Below are 17,292 nucleotides of genomic sequence, written 5' to 3'. Positions count from 1 at the left end.
GGCGCATAGGACCTAATATATGATTCGCATCTTATTTTCTATATTATTGGCGCTGATCCTGCATACAGGTCAAGCCCAAAATGACATGAATCAAGTTGATGAAGAAGGCCGGAAACAAGGCTTTTGGCAAAAAGAACAAACCAACGGAAATGTAGTCTACGAAGGAAATTTTAGAAACGACCGCCCCGTTGGTGAGTTTAAACGCTACCACTCCAATGGCTTGCTAAAAGCTCGTTTATTCTATCCGGAAGATTCCGATACCATTCCCGCCGAATTATTTGACAACCGGGGAAAGCTCATGGCCAAAGGAACTTACGTCGAAGAGAAAAAAGAAGGTGAATGGCAGTACTTTCAAAATGGCCAGTTGGTTTCGACTGAAGTTTTTCAAAATAATCAGAAACACGGGATTTCGAAAACCTACTATCCAACCGGCGAGTTGTTCGAGGAAATCCATTGGAAGAATGATTTGCAAAATGGCGTTTACCGGGCGTACTTCAAAGGAGGAAAACCATACCTTGAATGTAGCATGACTGATAACCAACGGGATGGCGCATGCCAGGTTTACTTTGAAAATGGGCAACTTGAACTGGATGCATTTTATACTAAAGGACTCCGGCACGGCGATTGGAACTACTATCATCCGGACGGTACTTTTTCGCATACGCTGAACTATGATCTGGGACATCTGACCAATCCGCAGGTTTTAGACAGCATCCAGGAAATCCGATTTAATGAACTGGAGAAAAACAAAAGCGAACTGATTGATCCGGAAAAATTTATGGACAATCCAGGCCAGTATATGATGAAAAATAACATACCGGCACGATGATAAAACGATCAATTGAATCAATAAATGTGGATAGCGTTAGCAAAAGTTGACCAACATGATTCACCCAAACTAGAATTGAAGATCATGCTGAAGCTGAGGGGACTGCTTTTTTTGATACTCTTCTCCGGAGCCGCGTTCGCTCAGGACGAAGCAACCAATTATTATTGGATTGAATTCACCGATAAGAATGGCACCAACTTCAGCGTTTATCAGCCTGAAAAGTATCTGTCACAGCGTGCCATTGAGCGGCGCCAAAAACAAAATATCACCATAGACGAATCCGACCTGCCAGTTTCACCGATTTATCTCGAAGCTTTATCTGCCAAAGGCGCAGAAATCATCCACAGCTCAAAATGGCTTAACGGTGCAACAGTCAAGACAAGCAGCTCGGGTTACCAGAAAATCATCAGCACATTCGATTTCATCCGGTTCTCTGAGATGACAAAACCCGGTATTAGTCTGAAATCAACCACGAATAAGTTCAAGATTGAAAACCAGTGGAACGAAATTGACGAAGCGGCTTATGGATCGTCCATCCACCAGCTAAAACTGCTTAACGGTCAAGCACTTCACAGCCGAGGGTTTTTGGGCGAAGGCATGCTTATTGCCGTATTGGATGCCGGATTCCATAAAGCAGATGAACTGCCTGCTTTGGAGCAGCTGTCTTCCGAAAACCGGATTCTTAAGACCCGTGATTTTGTGAATCCCGGCGGTAATGTTTACCTGGAGGACTCCCACGGAACCAACGTCCTGTCGACAATGGCCGGTCATCTCAATGGACAGTTGATTGGCACGGCGCCTAAAGCTTCGTATTTTTTACTTCGCTCGGAAGACGATGCCACCGAATATTTAATTGAAGAAGACAACTGGGTAGCTGCAGCCGAATTTGCCGACAGCGCCGGTTGCGACATCATCAACTCATCGCTGGGTTACACGGTCTTTGACGACGAGAAAATGAACCACAGCTATACGGACCTCGATGGCAATTCAACCCGGGTGACCCGGGCGGCGAACATGGCAGTAGCAAAAGGTATGATGGTATTCTCCAGCGCCGGCAACGAAGCTGCTTCACCTTGGAAATACCTGGTAGCTCCTTCGGATGGCAAGTTGGTTATTGGCGTTGGTGCTGTTCGTAAAGACAGCATTTGGGCGCCCTTTAGCTCGCTGGGGCCAGCAGCCGATGGAGCCACAAAACCAAATCTCGTAGCGGTGGGATGGGGAACCATCCTTCAGAAAACGAATGGCAACATAGGCCCATCAAACGGAACTTCTTTTTCGTCGCCGGTGTTGGCCGGAATGGCTGCCTGCCTGTGGCAAGCCAATCCTGAAGCCAGCAGTCTGCAAATCAAGGAAGCACTTGAAAAAAGTGCCTCGCAATACACAAACCCAGATGACACTCTGGGTTTTGGAATTCCCGATTTTGAAAAGGCCGACCAACTACTTTCGGAATATTCCTCCACCCCAATTGCCCAAAACTGGCTGGCTGTACCCAACCCATTTCTCGACCATGTTTTCCTTTACCAACAGTCACCCAAGCTCTCTGAAAAGTTTACGGTCAGCCTGTTTTCGATGAACGGGAGCTTATTGCACCAGCAAGTTTTACACCACCAACAGTCCTTTTTTCTATCGAATTTAGCTAACTTGCCTGCCGGATTGATCTTGGCTAAAATAGCCTCCGACACCGACGTATCGGTCATCAAACTGATTAAGGTCAATCCGTAAACGAATGGGTTATGGCAACGGCACAGCTTTCACTTTCAGAACTCAACAACCAAATCAAAGCACAACTGGATGATGCTTTTCCTGCTTTGATGTGGATCAGAGCAGAAATCAGCGAGATGAATAATAACCGGACCGGCCACTGTTATCTGGAGCTGATTGAAGTAAATGATACCACCAAAGAGGTAGTGGCCCGATGCCGGGGAACCATTTGGTCGTATACGTTTCGCATGTTAAAACCCTATTTTGAAACGACCACCGGACAGGCTTTTTCTGAAGGTTTGAAAGTGTTAATCCAGGCGAAAGTGGAATTCCATCCGGTGTATGGGCTGAGCCTCAACATCCGCGATATTGACCCCAGCTACACGATGGGCGATATGGCCCGTAAAAGGCGTGAGATCATTGTTCAATTGGAAGAAGAGGGCGTGCTCAACATGAACAAGGAGTTGGAACTCCCCTTGGTTCCACAGCGCATCGCCATCGTTTCGTCGCCCACAGCAGCCGGCTTGCAGGATTTCCAGAACCAACTGGCCAACAATGCCTACCATATCCATTTTTACACCAAGCTGTTCCCAGCCATCATGCAGGGAAAGGATGCCGCCGGATCCATCATGATGGCTCTGGAACAAATTTTTCGATACGAAGATTTTTTTGATGTGGTTGTGATTATCCGGGGAGGTGGCGCTCAAATCGATCTGGCCAGTTTCGACCATTACGAATTGGCTTACCACATTACCCAGCTCCCGATTCCGGTGATTACCGGCATTGGTCACGACAAAGATGAAACAGCCGTGGACTTGGTAGCCCACACCAAATTGAAAACGCCGACGGCCGTTGCGGAATTTCTGGTCAGCGGAGCCGCTGCTTTTGAGCAAATGTTGGATGAACTGAAAGAACGTTTTGCAACAGAAGTTGGAGAACGCCTACAAACAGAAAAACAATCCCTTCAAACAACCTTACAAAACATAAAACAGACCATCAGGCAAATGGTTAGCCAGGAAGACAACCACTTTAAACTAACCAGCCTGAAGTTGGAGCGATCTGTTCCCTCTTTCTTAAAAAGCAAACAACAACAACTTCAGCAACACAAATACCAGATTGAAAAACTCGGAACAGGACAACTTAGGGAGGAAAAGCACCAGCTCGCCCGAAAACTGGACAACCTCCACTTTTTTATTCAGCGACAGTTTCGAATCAAACGGAATCAAATAAAACAATCGCAACAGGAACTGAAGGTCAGCGGAAAAAATAACCTTAAAGGACAACGCAATAGGCTCACACATTTCGAAGGACAGGTTCGTCTGGTCGATCCGGCAAACGTCTTAAAACGAGGCTATAGCCTGACCTACAAGAAAGGTCAGCTGATCAAGTCGGTTGGCAGGTTGAATATTGGTGATGAATTGGTGACCCAACTGGCCGATGGAAAAATAACAAGTAAGCTCACAAAAAAATAAGCACAATGGCAACGAAAAAACCAAGCTATCAGGAAGCGGTCAATGAAATTGACGAAATCCTCGCAAAAATTGAAAATGAAGAATTGGATGTGGATGAGTTATCAGCACAAGTAAAACGGGTTTCAAGCCTGATTAAACTTTGTAAAGATAAACTGCACAAAACCGAAGAGGAGGTCGAAGACATTCTGAAAGAAATGGAAGAATAGGAGAAACGGGAAATCAGCAGTTGACTCCCCGTTTCAAGCTACAGTGGTCTGATAATGAAAAAAAAAACACACTCAAGTCTTCATTTTTTCATGCATCTGAGTCGGCCTGTTTTCATTCCGAAAAAGCCTATGGCTGCCGCTACTGCTCAAAACGCTGAATATGTCGGTCAATGCTTACTTCCATCCCCGAATTCCTCCGCCAATGATTGACAAGAGGAGCAAAATGATAAAAATAAAGAAGATAATTTTGGCAATTCCGGCTGCACCGGCAGCAATGCCTCCAAAACCAAAAATGGCTGCTATCAGGGCAATAATAAAAAATAAAATAACTAAACGTAACATAACTTCTAATTTTAAGGGTTAAAATCGCAGGGCAGCATAAACCTGGATCACGCTGTTTTTCGCGTCTCCAAGCAAGTCGTAGGAAGCTTCATCGTCCTTAGCCACCTGGTTTAACCCGATATTGTAATTAAATCCAACCAGGATCGATTGGAAATCGAATCCCAAACCGGCAGAAAGGCCGTAATCCAATGTATTAAAATTTTTGCGGTCAATATCATCTTCCGAATCAATCTGGAAATAGTCCAATACTTCAGCATCGGTATCCAGATTAGCACTGACCAAATAGCTGACATAGGGGCCCACCTGAAACTCAAAATCTTCCGATAAATTGAAGACCAATTTCACGGGTAAATCAATGTAATTCAGGTTGAACTTGGTTTCACCGTCAGCAAAGGCGCTATTGTCGTAGTCGAGTTTCATTCCTTTAATCGAATACAATAGCTCCGGCTGAATTGCAAAGCTCTCGCTTATCGCAATTTTATTATACACCCCGGCGTGAAATCCCAGCTTCAAATTCTTGTCATCGTTGCCATCGGTGGTTAAGCTCGACAAATTCAAGCCTCCTTTAATTCCGGTGGCCGATTCTTGGGCCATTAACGCCGGACTAACCAGCAAACACAATAAAGTTGATCCTATGATTAATCTTTTCATTCGTTTCATGTTTCTATTCTTTATGAGTTCATACTATTCATTTAATTTTCCAGCTCGCCAATATCTCCTCGTTTCGCTGCCCGCTTCAATTTGTCGTTTGCAAAAATAGCCACCTCAACCCGTCGATTCTGAATGCGGCCATAATCGGTACTGTTATCGGCAATGGGCTGCATCTCGCCATACCCAATCTGGGTAATCCGAGATCCAACAACTCCTGTGCTAACAAGCAAATCACCAACGGACTCCGCTCTTCGCTCCGACAATCTTTGATTGTACTCTTCACTTCCCTTGTTGTCTGTATGCCCTTCAATCAGGATTTCAGTGTTTTCGTACTTATTCAGGGTTTCGGCCAGTTCGTTAATGTTTTGTTTTGAAGCGGCTGTTAAGCTTGATGAGTCGAAACCAAACAAAATTCCCGAGTCGAATGTGATTTTAATCCCTTCACCAATCCGCTCAACCGTTGCCCCTTCCAAATCACGCTCGAGTTCTTCTGCTTGTTTGTCCATGTATTTGCCGACCAACGCACCGGCCGTACCGCCAATAACGGCGCCCAGAATAGCCCCTTTAGCGGTATTGTCTGATTTTGACCCGATCAATCCGCCCAGGGCTCCGCCAGCACCCGCACCGATCGCACCACCCTTCAAGGTTCGGGAACTGTTGCACGAAGACAGAATTAGAAACACCGATAAGAACATCGCAGAGAAAGCTGTTAATCTTGAAGTTTTCATTTTCCTTTTTTTAAAGTTTGGTACCTCCACTATTCCAAATATAATTCCAAGATTGATCGACTGAATCCGTCAATAAAATCGTAATCGAAAAAACGGCTTAGGCCAAGAGTTCACTAAACACCTCAATATAAATCACTAACCTAAGTTCAATTGCCACCTGACAGCCAATTGAAGCCAGCCTGCACCGTTCATACCTCTGTCATTCGGAAATCTTTTTTTTTCTCATTCTGATAACCGTTTTCTCAGAACAAGAGATTCCGGCAGCTACATTCGTAGCTTTCAAGAAAAAAGAGTATCCAGGTTCAAAGCGCTGATCAAAATCCGAAAAAGTCTGTCATACTGTGTTTCGCACAAATGTGATTTTTTTTGTGAAACCAAGGGATCGCAAAAAATGCCCATTTTCGGGATTTTCAGTAATCAACTGGAAACCTTTGAATTAAAAACGCATACAAACTGATTTTTTCAGTAAGGACATTTGGCGCAATAAATCCACAAATTGAGGTTTAAGCGCCACAACATCGACATCCGACCATTTATCAAATAATCCGGAAATCAGCTCGCCAGGGGGCTAAAAAACAGTATTCAAAAACAACGCCCCAACGTTTAGGTATAATTTTGGGAAGTATCTCCACCGAAATTAAAATCATTAGCTATGAAAAAGAGTATTATTTTTTTGACATTGATGTTTTTCTTTTCAGGAATAGCCATGGCTCAATATGATTACGCTATCGGACTTCGTTCGGGAGGGACATCTGGAATAACATTAAAAAAGAATTACGGCCCCTCCGCCATTGAAGGGATTATTGGCTTCTGGCACGACGGATTCAGTGTAACCGGCCTGTGGGAGAAAAACCAAATGGCTTTTAACGAACCGGGACTGAACTGGATTTATGGTGTTGGTGGGCACGTCGCTGTTTATGGCGATGATTTTGACGGCCGGGGCGGCCCGGCTTGGTACGACCACCCGCACGATATTGGTGATGGTGATCTGGGACTCGGAATTGACGGCATTTTCGGACTCGAGTATAAAATCCCCGACGTGCCCATTGCCTTTGGAATTGACTTTAAACCTTATCTCGAGATTGTAACGGAAGGCACCGTGCTATTCTCGATTGACCCGGGAATTGGAATTAAAGTTGCCTTTTAACCATTCAAAATCAACTACGATAAAAGAGGTTGCCCAAAAAGGCAGCCTCTTTCTGGTTTCATTTCTTTTCGTTTTTATTTATCTGTTTCTGAATACTCTGTTCAACCTTCCTTTTTTGCTTTCCAATTTTGTCAATCGAAGCTTTCGTTCTATTCACTTCGGTCTCGTCTTTCATTTCATTTAACTGCTTTTTCAGTGCTTCCTGCTTGTCAACAAGCTCCTCCAGATAATCCTTTTTCTTCTCAATTTTCTCCGACTCAATAGCTTCGTCAAAAATCAATTCTTCGGGCGAAGGGCCCTTTTCTTCCACCGGATTTTTGTGGTTCTGCTTCGGGATGAATTCCTTTTCTTCCACTCTTCTCTGGTTCATAAATGTTGGCGAAACTATCTCGATTCCATTGGCATGCAAAAAATCCATCACGTGTCCATTTAGCAAAGAAGCTGTACTGAAATATTTACTGGCATCATCGAGAAACCCATGAATTTTATACACGACCGAATAATCGCCCAACTCGGTGATATAAACGTACGGATCGTTGAGCCCGGTAGCGCTTGCAGCTTCTTTCAAGGCGTCTTCAATTTTACCGCGCGGCACATCGTAGCCCAACGAAACGGTGGTGGAAATAACGGTATTGGTTTTACGGGTAAGCTTAACCGGGTGAGTGGCAATGTACAAGTTGGGAATCGTCATAAAATTGCTGTCTTCAAGCTGAATCTCCGTATGGAAAATACTCTTCTTAATTACCCTGCCTTGCATCTGATCCAAACTAATCAGGTCTCCGTTGCGAAACCGCTTCATCGAATTGTTCATCAACCCTGCGATCAGGTTACCTAGCACGGTGGTCGAACTCAGCGCAATCCCTGCACTGATGATGATGCCGAAAAAACTCAAAATTTGCCCTTTCAGCGATTTTTCAATCGGCAACACCAATATAAATGAAAGTGCACCAAACAGCACCAGAAAAAACGAAACTGAGCGTTTGGCGATATTTGCATCGGACTTGACTGATTTGAACCGGTTAAAAATCCAGGAATTGAAGATCAACAACAAAATAACGAGTAACAACACCGATCCCGGCTGCAGGAGTGATTTGATGATATCAACGATCTGTCCCATGAATGATTCCAATTTCGGTTAAATTTAATGAATTATACTTGTTCCGCCTTCAAATGGTTCTCACTTGTTGAATTCATTTAATGAAAATGAAAAAACTGACGACTATCTACTCATACTAACGCTTTTACATAATCAGCTAAAGCTCTGCTCCAGTCTTATTCCGCACTGAGCTTAAAAATCACATCAAAACCACTGTCGTTGGAGGAGTTGTTTAATTGGAAAAACAGGAATCTGAAAAGCTCGTATTCGAGCTTCACTTCGTACTTAGCCATGTCTTTCTGATCCGTTTCGCCAAAGCGCTGCTCGTAGCTCACAAACAGGTCGTTGGTAATGTATTTTCCCACCACCACCGTAGCGTTTTCGAAGTTACCCTCACTCTTTACCTCAATGTAATCTACGTTGATCTTGTCGCCCAAAAAGTCGGTCAGCTGAGACGACAGGATGGAGGCTGCCGCCTGTCCTGCCATACTACCGGCGCCTGCCACATTTTCCTGCTGGTCCATGCTCAGCTCATTCATACTCTTGCCAAACAGGATGTACGACAATGCGTCACCTTCGCTCACACTGCTGCCGTCCATGCTAAAGCTAACGGCCGGTTGTTCGGCTGTCCCGCTGATCGCCACTCTCAGTTCTTGCTGCACACGCTCCGTGTTACGAAACACATAACTGGCGGTAATATCCATTCGCGGCATCAGCTCTTCGCCTCCCTGAAAACTGATGGTGCCGGACTCAATCATAAAGGTCCGTCCCAACAGGTCGTACTGCCCGCGCACCACTTCAACTGAACCAAAAAGCTCGAAAAATTGCTTGTGCTTAATGAATTCCAGGTCTCCCGAAATTTCAATGTGCATGTCTTCATTCTTAATCCAGGTATTTTTTGGAATCTTCAGCCGCACTTCACCGGTCAAATTATTGAAGTAGTCAAACTTCAGGCTATCCGTCGCTGTGGTGTCAATCTCCGAAATATTGATGGAATCGATGGTGCCCGATTCGATGGCTTGCAATTCGCGCACTAATATAGGCTGGGGCATCTCCGCTTCAACCATTTTTCCCATCAGATTGAAGATGGCGGGCAAATAAATCTCACTTTGTGGAACGTTCAGGTCACCATCAAACTTCACATCATCTTTCGATCCTCCGAGGCTGGCGTTACCCGAAACCTGCATATTAAATTGTCTGTGATTGACCGGATTGAATTTATCAAACTGCAGCTTGATCTCAGAGTCATTCACGTCACCCCTGTAAAAGTCGGAGCTAAACCCGATTCGCCCACCACCTGTCAAGGTCCCGTCATCGGAGCGAATAAGCAGCGTATCCAACAAAACTTCTTCTCCTTGAAAGTCAATTCCGAACTTGATTTCGCGGTAATCCACCCCATATTCAGAAATTAGCAGCGAAGCATCCACCAAATGAAAACCACCTTCCGGATCGGGTGATTCCATGCTTCCTTTCACGGTAACATCACCCTCGATATAGCCGGAAACCCCTTCTCCTATATTTACTATCTGCAAAATGGCCAGTGGAAATTCTTCAATCGTCAGATGGGCATCCAACGAGTCTTTGGGGTTGAACTTCACTCCCATACTATCCAGCATCAACTCAAACGGAATGATTCCCGAAAAGACAAATTTTCCGCTGTCCTGCGGTATAATCTGTGCGTCCATCTCCAGTTGTTTGCCCGAATAAGCGAACGTTCCGCCAAAATCAGTAAAATGGTAGTCATTCATCATGGCCTCATCCAAACTAAAATCTCCATCAACAAGCGGGTCATCAGCCGTTCCAGACAAATCCACCGACAAATTAATCAGGCCCGAAGCCTCGATATCCTGCCCCGTCAATTTTAAAAGTTGTGCCAAATTGATGTTGGCAACCTGCATGCTAAAATCTTCCACTCCCTCCCGGCTAATCACCCCCTGAGCCGACAAATACTGACTGGTGTCAGCCGTTCCTGAAACCAGCTTAAAATTCTCCAGCCTGTAATTGACGGAATCGATTTCGAAAACTGCCGGAGGATCCTGTAAGCTCCAATGTTGATCCTGGTAGTCAATCTGCCACTCAGATAAGCTGATTCGAATCACATCCTGCAGGCGAAGGCCAGCCTGCATGTCCGTGCTCAATTCGTCGCTTACCAGTCGCCCGTCCATAAACACCGAATCCGGGGCTGCTTCTACACTGAAAACCAGTGAATCGACCGTGAAATTATTACTGAACAAGTCGTAGGCCTGAATTTGTGCGTTGATCATTGTGTCGTTCGCGGCAAGCAATCCTTGCGCTTCCACCAGCAAGCGGTCCAATGTCATATTCTGATAGGAGGTTTGGTTCAGCTTCAGCACCGACTCCAGGCGGAGCGAATCCGTTGTTCCCCACAAGCGTGCATGAATTTCGCCGCTGGTCGCAAAATCTTCCATCGGAATATAAGCGGCGAATTCTTCAACTCCATCGAAAGATGCCTCGAGCGAAAGATCTGAACTGCCTTTCAGGCTGTAATCGCCACTGGCCTTCACCAGCAGACCTTTTGTTTCCAGCCTCAGCGAATCGATATGGACTGCTTCTTTTTCGTATGCCAGTTTAGCAAACAGGGTATCCACTTGGACATCCTGAAAGCTGGATTTCCTCGACCAAATATCCCCTTTGGCCTGCAAGGTTTTAGGATCAAACCCTTTTCCCTTAACGCTGGCCAGTAGGTTCAGGTCCGACTTCAGGCTGTCATTGCCGGTTAATGCTGCCAAATCAAGCCTTTCTGTGGTCAGTTCAAAAGAATAGGTAGGCTCACCCTGCAGATTTTCCAGCTCAGGTTTTAGGTAAAACGAACCAAAATCGCCCCGGCCTTGTGCAAAGCCCTTCAAATTTCCCTTGTTCAAATCAACATTCAGCAGCAACTTTTCCACCTGCCGGCCATCAACCAGCAAATCACTAAAGTTACCTTCCAGCCTGGTCACTGCCGTTTCCAAATCGATGCCGCTTCCATCCACAGTAAACTGCCCATTTACCAGGTAGTTCAAATCCGAATCACCCAACCAGTGTGCCAAGTCAATGTTTTCGAAGGTGCCCTCCACGGTGTACTGCAGAATCGGTGCATCCTGGTTAAAAAGGAAAGCCGCCAAGTTTGAAGATGTGACGTCGAGATGAATTAACTGCCCTTCATCCTCAAGGTCAATGGTTGCTGCAGCAGCATCCTGATCAATCGAGGCATCGAGCTTAAACACCGGCGAGGCGGGCAATTCAAATCCAGACAGAAAAAACTCAAACTCTTGGATGCTTAGGGGTTCGCTATTCAGTTTGACCGCTCCCTTCCGCTCCGGAACTCCCGCGAAATTCCCGCTTCCATCCAATTGGTTGCGGGCTGTTTTCAGGTGAAAATCGGAAAGCCGGATGACTTCCTGATTCCGGTTAAGTTGAAGGGCCAATTGCTGCAATTCAAAATATGGCTGATGGGTAGACAGTGAAAATTCATTCAACACCAGTTGCTGCTTGTCAGTAGCATACTGTAAGCTCAATTTGGTGTTCAGATTTTCAACCTGGCGCGGAATCAAGGTATCAAACGAATAAATACGGACACTCCCGTCGGCCAGTTCGAAGCGAGTCACCTCCAACTCAAAGGTGGAGGGAGTACTGCTGGCATCAGCTTCTTCTTCTGAAGGTTTGGCGAGCTGCTGCACATTCCAGCTCGAATCAGCTTGCTGCTCCAGGTAGAAATAGGGCCGGCTGATCAGGATCGAACGAATCTGCAACTTATTCTGTAGCAAGGGCCACAAGGAGTAATCCAGGCTAACTTCACCAATGTATGCAATCGTATCGTCGTCGCCCATCAACAAAACATCATGCAATTGCAGGTTAGTAAAGTAATTGCCATCGAGCTCTCCAATGGTCAGTTGCCCATTGAGAGCAGCCGAAGCCTGCTCGCCCCCCAAATCAGCAAGCTTGCGCTTTACCGGTGCAGTCTGAATGAGCAAACCGGCCAGCAAAACAACAACTACAACCAGTAAAAGCAAATACCCCAGGATTCGCAGACTATATGTGATTACTTTCTTCATGAACTATTTTATGCTTTTCAGATCACCGACCTGTAATTCTATTTAATGAATTTCCTGATTTTACTTCCTGTCATTAAAAAGTCATTCAATCGTCATTTGGTAATCAATCAATTGTCTTAAAGAAGGTCAATAACAATTGATTGACTATGAATGACAAACACCGACGTTCCGCGCCGCACCAATTAATCGGAAGCCGAAGCCATCCCAACTTCCGAACCAACTCATTTAGAACGCCTGCCCAACGCTAATAAAAAACTGCGGACTTCGTTTTTCGTTCCACACCGGAACACCCAAATCGAGCCGAATCGGGCCGATTGGTGTTTCAATACGCAGTCCTCCTCCGGCGGCATAACCCAAATCATTCAACCGGTAGGTAAACGATTCGCGCCAAACATTCCCTGCTTCCAGAAAAACAACCCCACTGAAACGCCAAAACAAAGGATACCGAAATTCGATATTTCCTTCAACAATACTATTACCACCTATAGGTGTTCCGCTTTCCCGCCTGGGGCCCAGCTCCGACCGGTTCCAACCACGAACGGAGTTGCTCCCACCAGCATAAAAGCGGTCTTCAACAGGGATAAAGCCACTGCTGTCGGGTGAGCTGATGTTACCTGCCATCAGGCGTAGCGCCAACACCCAATCACCAATTTCCTGATAGTGGCGTATATCTCCCCACAGGCGTGTGTAATTGAAATCACTTCCAAATACATACCCGTTCAACTTAAAACCAAGCGACACCTTCACGCCCTCTTCGGGTGAGAATTTTGGTATTGAATTATCGAACACAGCACTAAACAGCATTCCCGACTTGTTGTAAGCGAACTTGTCATCCTCCGGGTCCGGAAGCTCGACATCGCCTTCTTCAACTCGCTGCTCCACTTCTTCGAGATAATAAGTCACGGTGCTATTCAGTCGGCTGTTAAAGCGGTAAGTAACCGGTACATTCAAACCGTAAGTCCGGGTTTCGTAGCCGGGTTCCGAATTTCGACTAAGAAACGGGTTGATCGAAATGGTGCTTTTCTTTCCTAAAAACTGGGGTTGAATCCATTTTAAACTGACGTGATAAGGTTCCAAAGCCGAATGCTTTAAATAAAGCCGGATGCGCCGGGCACTTCCCAAAAAACCGAGGTAATTCAGATCCAGAAACGTCCGAAATTTATCTTCGGTACCATAGCCCACCCCAAAACGGGTGGTCAGGCGTGGTGCTTCTTCAATAAAAAGTTTAACGGGAATTGGGCTTCTTTGTGTGGCTGCATCGGTTTGCGGCTGTACCGAGACAATGCGGAAAAGCTGCAAGAAATACAAATTCTGCCGGGTTTCTGTCAACAAGGACTTGTTGTACAATTCGCCCTCCTTATATACGAGTTGTTTTCGGACAAATGCTTCTTCAACATGTTTATGCCCCTCAATACGGGTCTCACCAAAGTAACTGACCGGCCCGGGCTCAACCGAATAAAAAATGCTGGTTTTAAACTCGTCTGGCCTCAAATCCAGTTCGTAGCTTACCTTAACGTACGCATGGCCAAGGTTTCGAAAGGCATTTTCGACCGCCTGCACATCGTGCTTGATCCATTCATCCCGGAACCGCTTTCCGTTCCGCAATTCCATTTCGCGAAAAACCTTTTTCTGTAATGAATCAAGGTCAATTCCGCTCAAGGCTTCCTTTTCCACAATGGCCACACTGTCAATCAGCACGGGTTCGCCTTCCTCAATTTGAACCGACAGTTTTACGATTTGTTTTTTTTCATTGATTTCAAGTGGATCCAGCTTGACTTCGGCATTCAGGAAACCTTCACTTTGGTAAATCCGTTTTAAGCGCTCCATGTCGAGCTCAACGAGTCGTCGGTTAAAAAGAAACGGTTGTTCGTTTGTGATCAGCTTTTCGAGATACGATAGCTCTTTTACAGCCATCCGGTCGAGCAAAAAATCGGAATCCAATGTTTTATTGCCATGAAAGTCTACACGCCTGACTTCATAGTTTTCCTGTGCGGCCAGTTGATAACCACTACAAAAAATCAGAAAAAAAAAGAGACTGCGCAGAAAAGGTTTTGCCATACGTGTAAATATCTTATCAAAGGAATTGCCAATTTTAACTAATTCTTTGATCATAAAAAAGTTTTTCCCAGTTTGTAATCCATGAAGTCCAAACAGGTCCGAAATATGCGAATTTTATACCAGTCGTGTAATTGATTCACACCCAACCCCACGAGCACCGCTTTCGGGGATAAATTTCCACACCATTCCCCAAAAGCGAGGCCATACAGACCAATCATCATCTGGAAAACAAGCCAAATGTGGCGCTTTTCCGGCATTCATACAACTGGCACAATTCTTTCAGCCAACCCAAATAATCGATAACAAATGAACTATGAAAAATGAGTTACTTATACGAACGGCACTCAACTTATTTATTCTCTCAATCTTCGTTCTATTCCTGATTTTAGCAAAAAATGTTCTGGTTCCTTTTGCCCTCAGCATTTTCTTTGCCTACCTACTTTATCCCCTGGTTTGGGCCATTGAGCGACGCGGGGTTCATCGGGGAATTGCCATCATTGTCGTCATCCTGGCAGCTATCCTGATTATAGGAAGCGCAGGCCTTTTTTTATCGGCAAAGCTGTCAAACATGACCATTGATTTTGGCGAGCTGAAAAACCAAATGGACAGCAAGATTGATCATCTGCAACGTGTACTGGAAACCAGAATTGGAATCAATCCCAATACAATGGATCATTACTTCAGCAGGGCTACAGAAAGTTTCTTTTCTTCCTGGGAATCGCAGATTGGGAGCCTGTTTAGCGCCACCACCACCACACTTTTCCAGATTGGGTTACTGCCGGTATACACCTTCTTCCTGCTTTTTTACCGCACTAAGACAGCCTATTTCATATTCAGGCTTGCCGGGAGAAGAAACAAACGCAAAACCTTGAAAATTTTGCGTCAGATAGCCCATATAACGACCAAATACATGAGCGGGCTGTTGATTGTTGTTTTTATTCTTGCAATTTTGAATACAACCGGGCTATTCATTATTGGTGTTCGTCATGCGTTGGTGTTTGGGATTTTAGCTGCGCTCCTGAACCTGGTTCCCTACATCGGAACCTTTATTGGCGGCCTGATTCCGATTGTGTACGTGCTGCTCACCTCATCTAGTCCGTTCCAGGTCATTCTGCAGATCTTTATCCTGTTCAGTGTCGTTCAGTTTCTCGAAAATAACCTCATCACCCCCAACGTGGTCGGCAATAACATTAAAATCAATCCACTGGCCATTATTCTAAGCCTTTTACTGGGGAATATGATTTGGGGGATTCCTGGTATGCTGATTGTGATCCCTTGTTTGGCTATCCTGAAGATCGTTATGCAAAACATTCCCGACTTGCAACCTTTTGCTTATCTAATTAGCGACCGGGGGACTACCAGCCATGAGATCTCTTTTAAAAGAATATGGACCCGAATAACAAAACGGAAATAATATGCAACGCAAACGATTCAAAGCAATCAACGATACGCTCCGGATATTCCGGAAGACTTTTGTCCAATTCGGCACAAATAATCCAGTCAACCTTGCCGGTACCACCGCCTACTTTGCCATTTTTTCGATGGCGCCCATTCTGGTGATCATCATTTCGGTATTTGGCTTTTTTACCGGAGACGAAACCATGCGTGCCAAGCTTTTCGAAGAGCTGAATGTTCTTATTGGCCACGAAAGTACACAGGTGTTGCAAAACGCCATTGATAATTTCCAAATTACGGAAAACAGTGGAATAGGTGCTTTTATCGGGATCGTTTTCTTCCTGATCTCAGCCACCACACTATTCAGCGTGATGCAGAATTCCATCAACTTCATTTGGCGGGTGAAAGTCCGGTCAAGCCTGAAACAAGGAGCGTTGAAACTGGCTAAAGACCGTATTTTTTCGTTTGGGGTGATTTTAAGCTTAGGCTTTGTCGTCTTGGTTTCGCTGATTATTGACGCATCGATCAGTTTTCTCAAAGATTTTTTGCGCACCTACTTCAGCTCCGATTTTGTTTTCCTGGCCCAGCTCGCCAACATCGTCCTTTCGCTGGCCATCATTACTGCCATCTTTGCGCTCATCTACCGTTTTCTTCCCGATGTGAGCGTGAAATGGCGGGCCAGCTGGTTTGGTGCTGTATTCACCGCCATTTTGTTTGTCATTGGAAAGTTTGTCATTGGAATCGTCATCGGGAACAGCAACCTGGGCGCGGTCTATGGAGCCGCCAGCTCTTTTGTGGTTATTTTGGTTTGGATCTATTTCGTATCGATCATCTTTTACTTTGGGGTTGAACTGACCCATCAATATTCAAGATTTTACAAGCACACCAACAAACCGGTCAATTACGCCATCCCATTTGAAATCAACACAATTGAAACAAAGACTTAGGGGAGCAGAGCCGTCCCCTAAGTCTTTGGAATAAAAACATGAGGTAAGTTTCTCCGATACCTGCTTACAGTTTGTATTTTACTGTTGATTTTTTAAACAAACGAATCATCAAACATCCGAGCTACTCCCATAAAAAAACGAATTGGAGTCCAATTCGTTTTTAGCTTATTTTAAATTACTCGTCACCGTTCTGGTCACCTGCCGCGAATGAGCGAAATCAAGATCGAAATCACGGCTAGCACAAGCAAAATATGAATTAAATGGCCAACCGAGTAAACGAAGAATCCGAACAACCACCCGATAATCAAAATGACGGCGATTAAATACAATAGGGATCTCATAACATTATAACTTATTGATTTCCTCAATTAGCTCTTCTCTTGCTTTTCCGGTCTTTTCCTGGAGACGCCCAAGTAACTCGTCTTCCTTACCTTCAACATAGGTCAGATCATCTTCCGTTAATTCGGCATAACGTTGTTTGAATTTTCCCTTCAATACATTCCATTTGCCTTTTATTTCCAAGTTGTCCATAATTGTGATTTTAAAATTAATACTTCTATGTAATGACAGTCAAGCTGTAAAACTCACACCGAGAACATCATCAATTATACTTACTGTTAAATCCATGCCAGAAAAAACATTCACAACCAAAGACCTAAACAGCA

The 17,292-nt window shown here is 44.9% G+C and carries 15 protein-coding genes; 7 read left to right on the top strand and 8 right to left on the bottom strand.

The features are described from left to right. Positions 1-85: 85 nt before the first annotated feature. The 4 genes from AAC033_RS04765 to xseB all read left to right on the top strand — a co-directional run bounded on the left by AAC033_RS04765 (position 86) and on the right by xseB (position 4,208). Positions 86-829 carry a toxin-antitoxin system YwqK family antitoxin gene (locus tag AAC033_RS04765; protein ID WP_339735945.1) on the top strand — a complete coding sequence of 248 codons (744 nt, stop codon included), beginning with the start codon at positions 86-88 and terminating at the stop codon, positions 827-829. Positions 830-913: 84 nt separating this feature from the next. Further along, complete coding sequence (locus tag AAC033_RS04760) at positions 914-2,551, top strand: S8 family serine peptidase (protein ID WP_339735943.1); 1,638 nt, start codon at positions 914-916, stop codon at positions 2,549-2,551. A gap of 11 nt (positions 2,552-2,562) precedes the next feature. Continuing rightward, positions 2,563-4,002, top strand: coding sequence for an exodeoxyribonuclease VII large subunit (gene xseA, locus AAC033_RS04755; RefSeq protein ID WP_339735941.1), 1,440 nt, complete (start codon positions 2,563-2,565; stop codon positions 4,000-4,002). A gap of 5 nt (positions 4,003-4,007) precedes the next feature. Beyond that, a complete protein-coding gene (gene xseB / locus AAC033_RS04750) occupies positions 4,008-4,208 on the top strand; it encodes an exodeoxyribonuclease VII small subunit (RefSeq protein WP_339735939.1) in 201 nt (66 codons plus the stop codon). Positions 4,209-4,382: 174 nt separating this feature from the next. Here xseB and AAC033_RS04745 read toward each other — a convergent pair whose 3' ends face one another. The 3 genes from AAC033_RS04745 to AAC033_RS04735 are packed head-to-tail and all read right to left on the bottom strand — an operon-like array spanning position 4,383 to position 5,929. Beyond that, complete coding sequence (locus AAC033_RS04745; RefSeq protein WP_339735937.1) at positions 4,383-4,550, bottom strand: DUF1328 family protein; 168 nt, start codon at positions 4,548-4,550, stop codon at positions 4,383-4,385. 18 nt (positions 4,551-4,568) lie between these two features. Beyond that, the gene (locus AAC033_RS04740; RefSeq protein WP_339735935.1) at positions 4,569-5,201 is read right to left on the bottom strand and encodes a porin family protein; all 633 of its coding nucleotides are present in this window, start codon (positions 5,199-5,201) and stop codon (positions 4,569-4,571) included. Positions 5,202-5,242: 41 nt separating this feature from the next. After that, positions 5,243-5,929 carry an OmpA family protein gene (locus tag AAC033_RS04735; RefSeq protein ID WP_339735933.1) on the bottom strand — a complete coding sequence of 229 codons (687 nt, stop codon included), beginning with the start codon at positions 5,927-5,929 and terminating at the stop codon, positions 5,243-5,245. Positions 5,930-6,581: 652 nt separating this feature from the next. On the opposite strand from AAC033_RS04735, the gene AAC033_RS04730 reads away from it, so the two are divergent. Then, entirely contained in the window at positions 6,582-7,076 is a 495-nt protein-coding gene (locus AAC033_RS04730) for a hypothetical protein (RefSeq protein ID WP_339735931.1), read from the top strand. A gap of 58 nt (positions 7,077-7,134) precedes the next feature. Here AAC033_RS04730 and AAC033_RS04725 read toward each other — a convergent pair whose 3' ends face one another. The 3 genes from AAC033_RS04725 to AAC033_RS04715 form a co-directional block, all read right to left on the bottom strand. Beyond that, positions 7,135-8,193, bottom strand: a complete 1,059-nt coding sequence (locus tag AAC033_RS04725) for a mechanosensitive ion channel domain-containing protein (RefSeq protein WP_339735929.1) — start codon at positions 8,191-8,193, stop codon at positions 7,135-7,137. A gap of 155 nt (positions 8,194-8,348) precedes the next feature. Further along, positions 8,349-12,227: a translocation/assembly module TamB domain-containing protein gene (locus AAC033_RS04720; protein ID WP_339735927.1), complete on the bottom strand. Its 3,879-nt coding sequence runs from the start codon at positions 12,225-12,227 to the stop codon at positions 8,349-8,351. 225 nt (positions 12,228-12,452) lie between these two features. Further along, complete coding sequence (locus AAC033_RS04715) at positions 12,453-14,339, bottom strand: BamA/TamA family outer membrane protein (RefSeq protein ID WP_339735925.1); 1,887 nt, start codon at positions 14,337-14,339, stop codon at positions 12,453-12,455. A 259-nt stretch (positions 14,340-14,598) separates the two neighbouring features. Between AAC033_RS04715 and AAC033_RS04710 the strand changes: the two genes are divergently transcribed. Then, positions 14,599-15,699, top strand: a complete 1,101-nt coding sequence (locus tag AAC033_RS04710; protein ID WP_339735923.1) for an AI-2E family transporter — start codon at positions 14,599-14,601, stop codon at positions 15,697-15,699. A gap of 1 nt (position 15,700) precedes the next feature. After that, entirely contained in the window at positions 15,701-16,627 is a 927-nt protein-coding gene (locus AAC033_RS04705) for a YihY/virulence factor BrkB family protein (protein WP_339735921.1), read from the top strand. Between the two features lie 194 nt (positions 16,628-16,821). Here AAC033_RS04705 and AAC033_RS04700 read toward each other — a convergent pair whose 3' ends face one another. After that, positions 16,822-16,968, bottom strand: a complete 147-nt coding sequence (locus AAC033_RS04700) for a lmo0937 family membrane protein (RefSeq protein ID WP_339735919.1) — start codon at positions 16,966-16,968, stop codon at positions 16,822-16,824. 4 nt (positions 16,969-16,972) lie between these two features. Further along, positions 16,973-17,158, bottom strand: coding sequence for a CsbD family protein (locus AAC033_RS04695; protein WP_339735917.1), 186 nt, complete (start codon positions 17,156-17,158; stop codon positions 16,973-16,975). Positions 17,159-17,292: the final 134 nt, after the last annotated feature.

The organism is uncultured Sunxiuqinia sp. (genome assembly GCF_963974515.1).
Classification (GTDB): domain Bacteria; phylum Bacteroidota; class Bacteroidia; order Bacteroidales; family Prolixibacteraceae; genus Sunxiuqinia.
Note: the sequence above shows the minus strand (reverse complement) of the source record. Positions and strands in the feature narration are given on the sequence as shown.

Excerpts from the sequence above, each read along its gene's own strand:
- AAC033_RS04705 (WP_339735921.1), top strand. The coding sequence starts at position 15,701 with ATGCAACGCAAACGATTCAAAGCAATCAACGATACGCTCCGGATATTC.
- AAC033_RS04715 (WP_339735925.1), bottom strand. The coding sequence starts at position 14,339 with ATGATCAAAGAATTAGTTAAAATTGGCAATTCCTTTGATAAGATATTT.
- AAC033_RS04725 (WP_339735929.1), bottom strand. The coding sequence starts at position 8,193 with ATGGGACAGATCGTTGATATCATCAAATCACTCCTGCAGCCGGGATCG.
- AAC033_RS04720 (WP_339735927.1), bottom strand. The coding sequence starts at position 12,227 with ATGAAGAAAGTAATCACATATAGTCTGCGAATCCTGGGGTATTTGCTT.
- AAC033_RS04745 (WP_339735937.1), bottom strand. The coding sequence starts at position 4,550 with ATGTTACGTTTAGTTATTTTATTTTTTATTATTGCCCTGATAGCAGCC.
- AAC033_RS04740 (WP_339735935.1), bottom strand. The coding sequence starts at position 5,201 with ATGAAAAGATTAATCATAGGATCAACTTTATTGTGTTTGCTGGTTAGT.
- xseB (WP_339735939.1), top strand. The coding sequence starts at position 4,008 with ATGGCAACGAAAAAACCAAGCTATCAGGAAGCGGTCAATGAAATTGAC.
- AAC033_RS04760 (WP_339735943.1), top strand. The coding sequence starts at position 914 with ATGCTGAAGCTGAGGGGACTGCTTTTTTTGATACTCTTCTCCGGAGCC.
- AAC033_RS04700 (WP_339735919.1), bottom strand. The coding sequence starts at position 16,968 with ATGAGATCCCTATTGTATTTAATCGCCGTCATTTTGATTATCGGGTGG.
- xseA (WP_339735941.1), top strand. The coding sequence starts at position 2,563 with ATGGCAACGGCACAGCTTTCACTTTCAGAACTCAACAACCAAATCAAA.
- AAC033_RS04710 (WP_339735923.1), top strand. The coding sequence starts at position 14,599 with ATGAAAAATGAGTTACTTATACGAACGGCACTCAACTTATTTATTCTC.
- AAC033_RS04765 (WP_339735945.1), top strand. The coding sequence starts at position 86 with ATGAATCAAGTTGATGAAGAAGGCCGGAAACAAGGCTTTTGGCAAAAA.
- AAC033_RS04735 (WP_339735933.1), bottom strand. The coding sequence starts at position 5,929 with ATGAAAACTTCAAGATTAACAGCTTTCTCTGCGATGTTCTTATCGGTG.
- AAC033_RS04695 (WP_339735917.1), bottom strand. The coding sequence starts at position 17,158 with ATGGACAACTTGGAAATAAAAGGCAAATGGAATGTATTGAAGGGAAAA.
- AAC033_RS04730 (WP_339735931.1), top strand. The coding sequence starts at position 6,582 with ATGAAAAAGAGTATTATTTTTTTGACATTGATGTTTTTCTTTTCAGGA.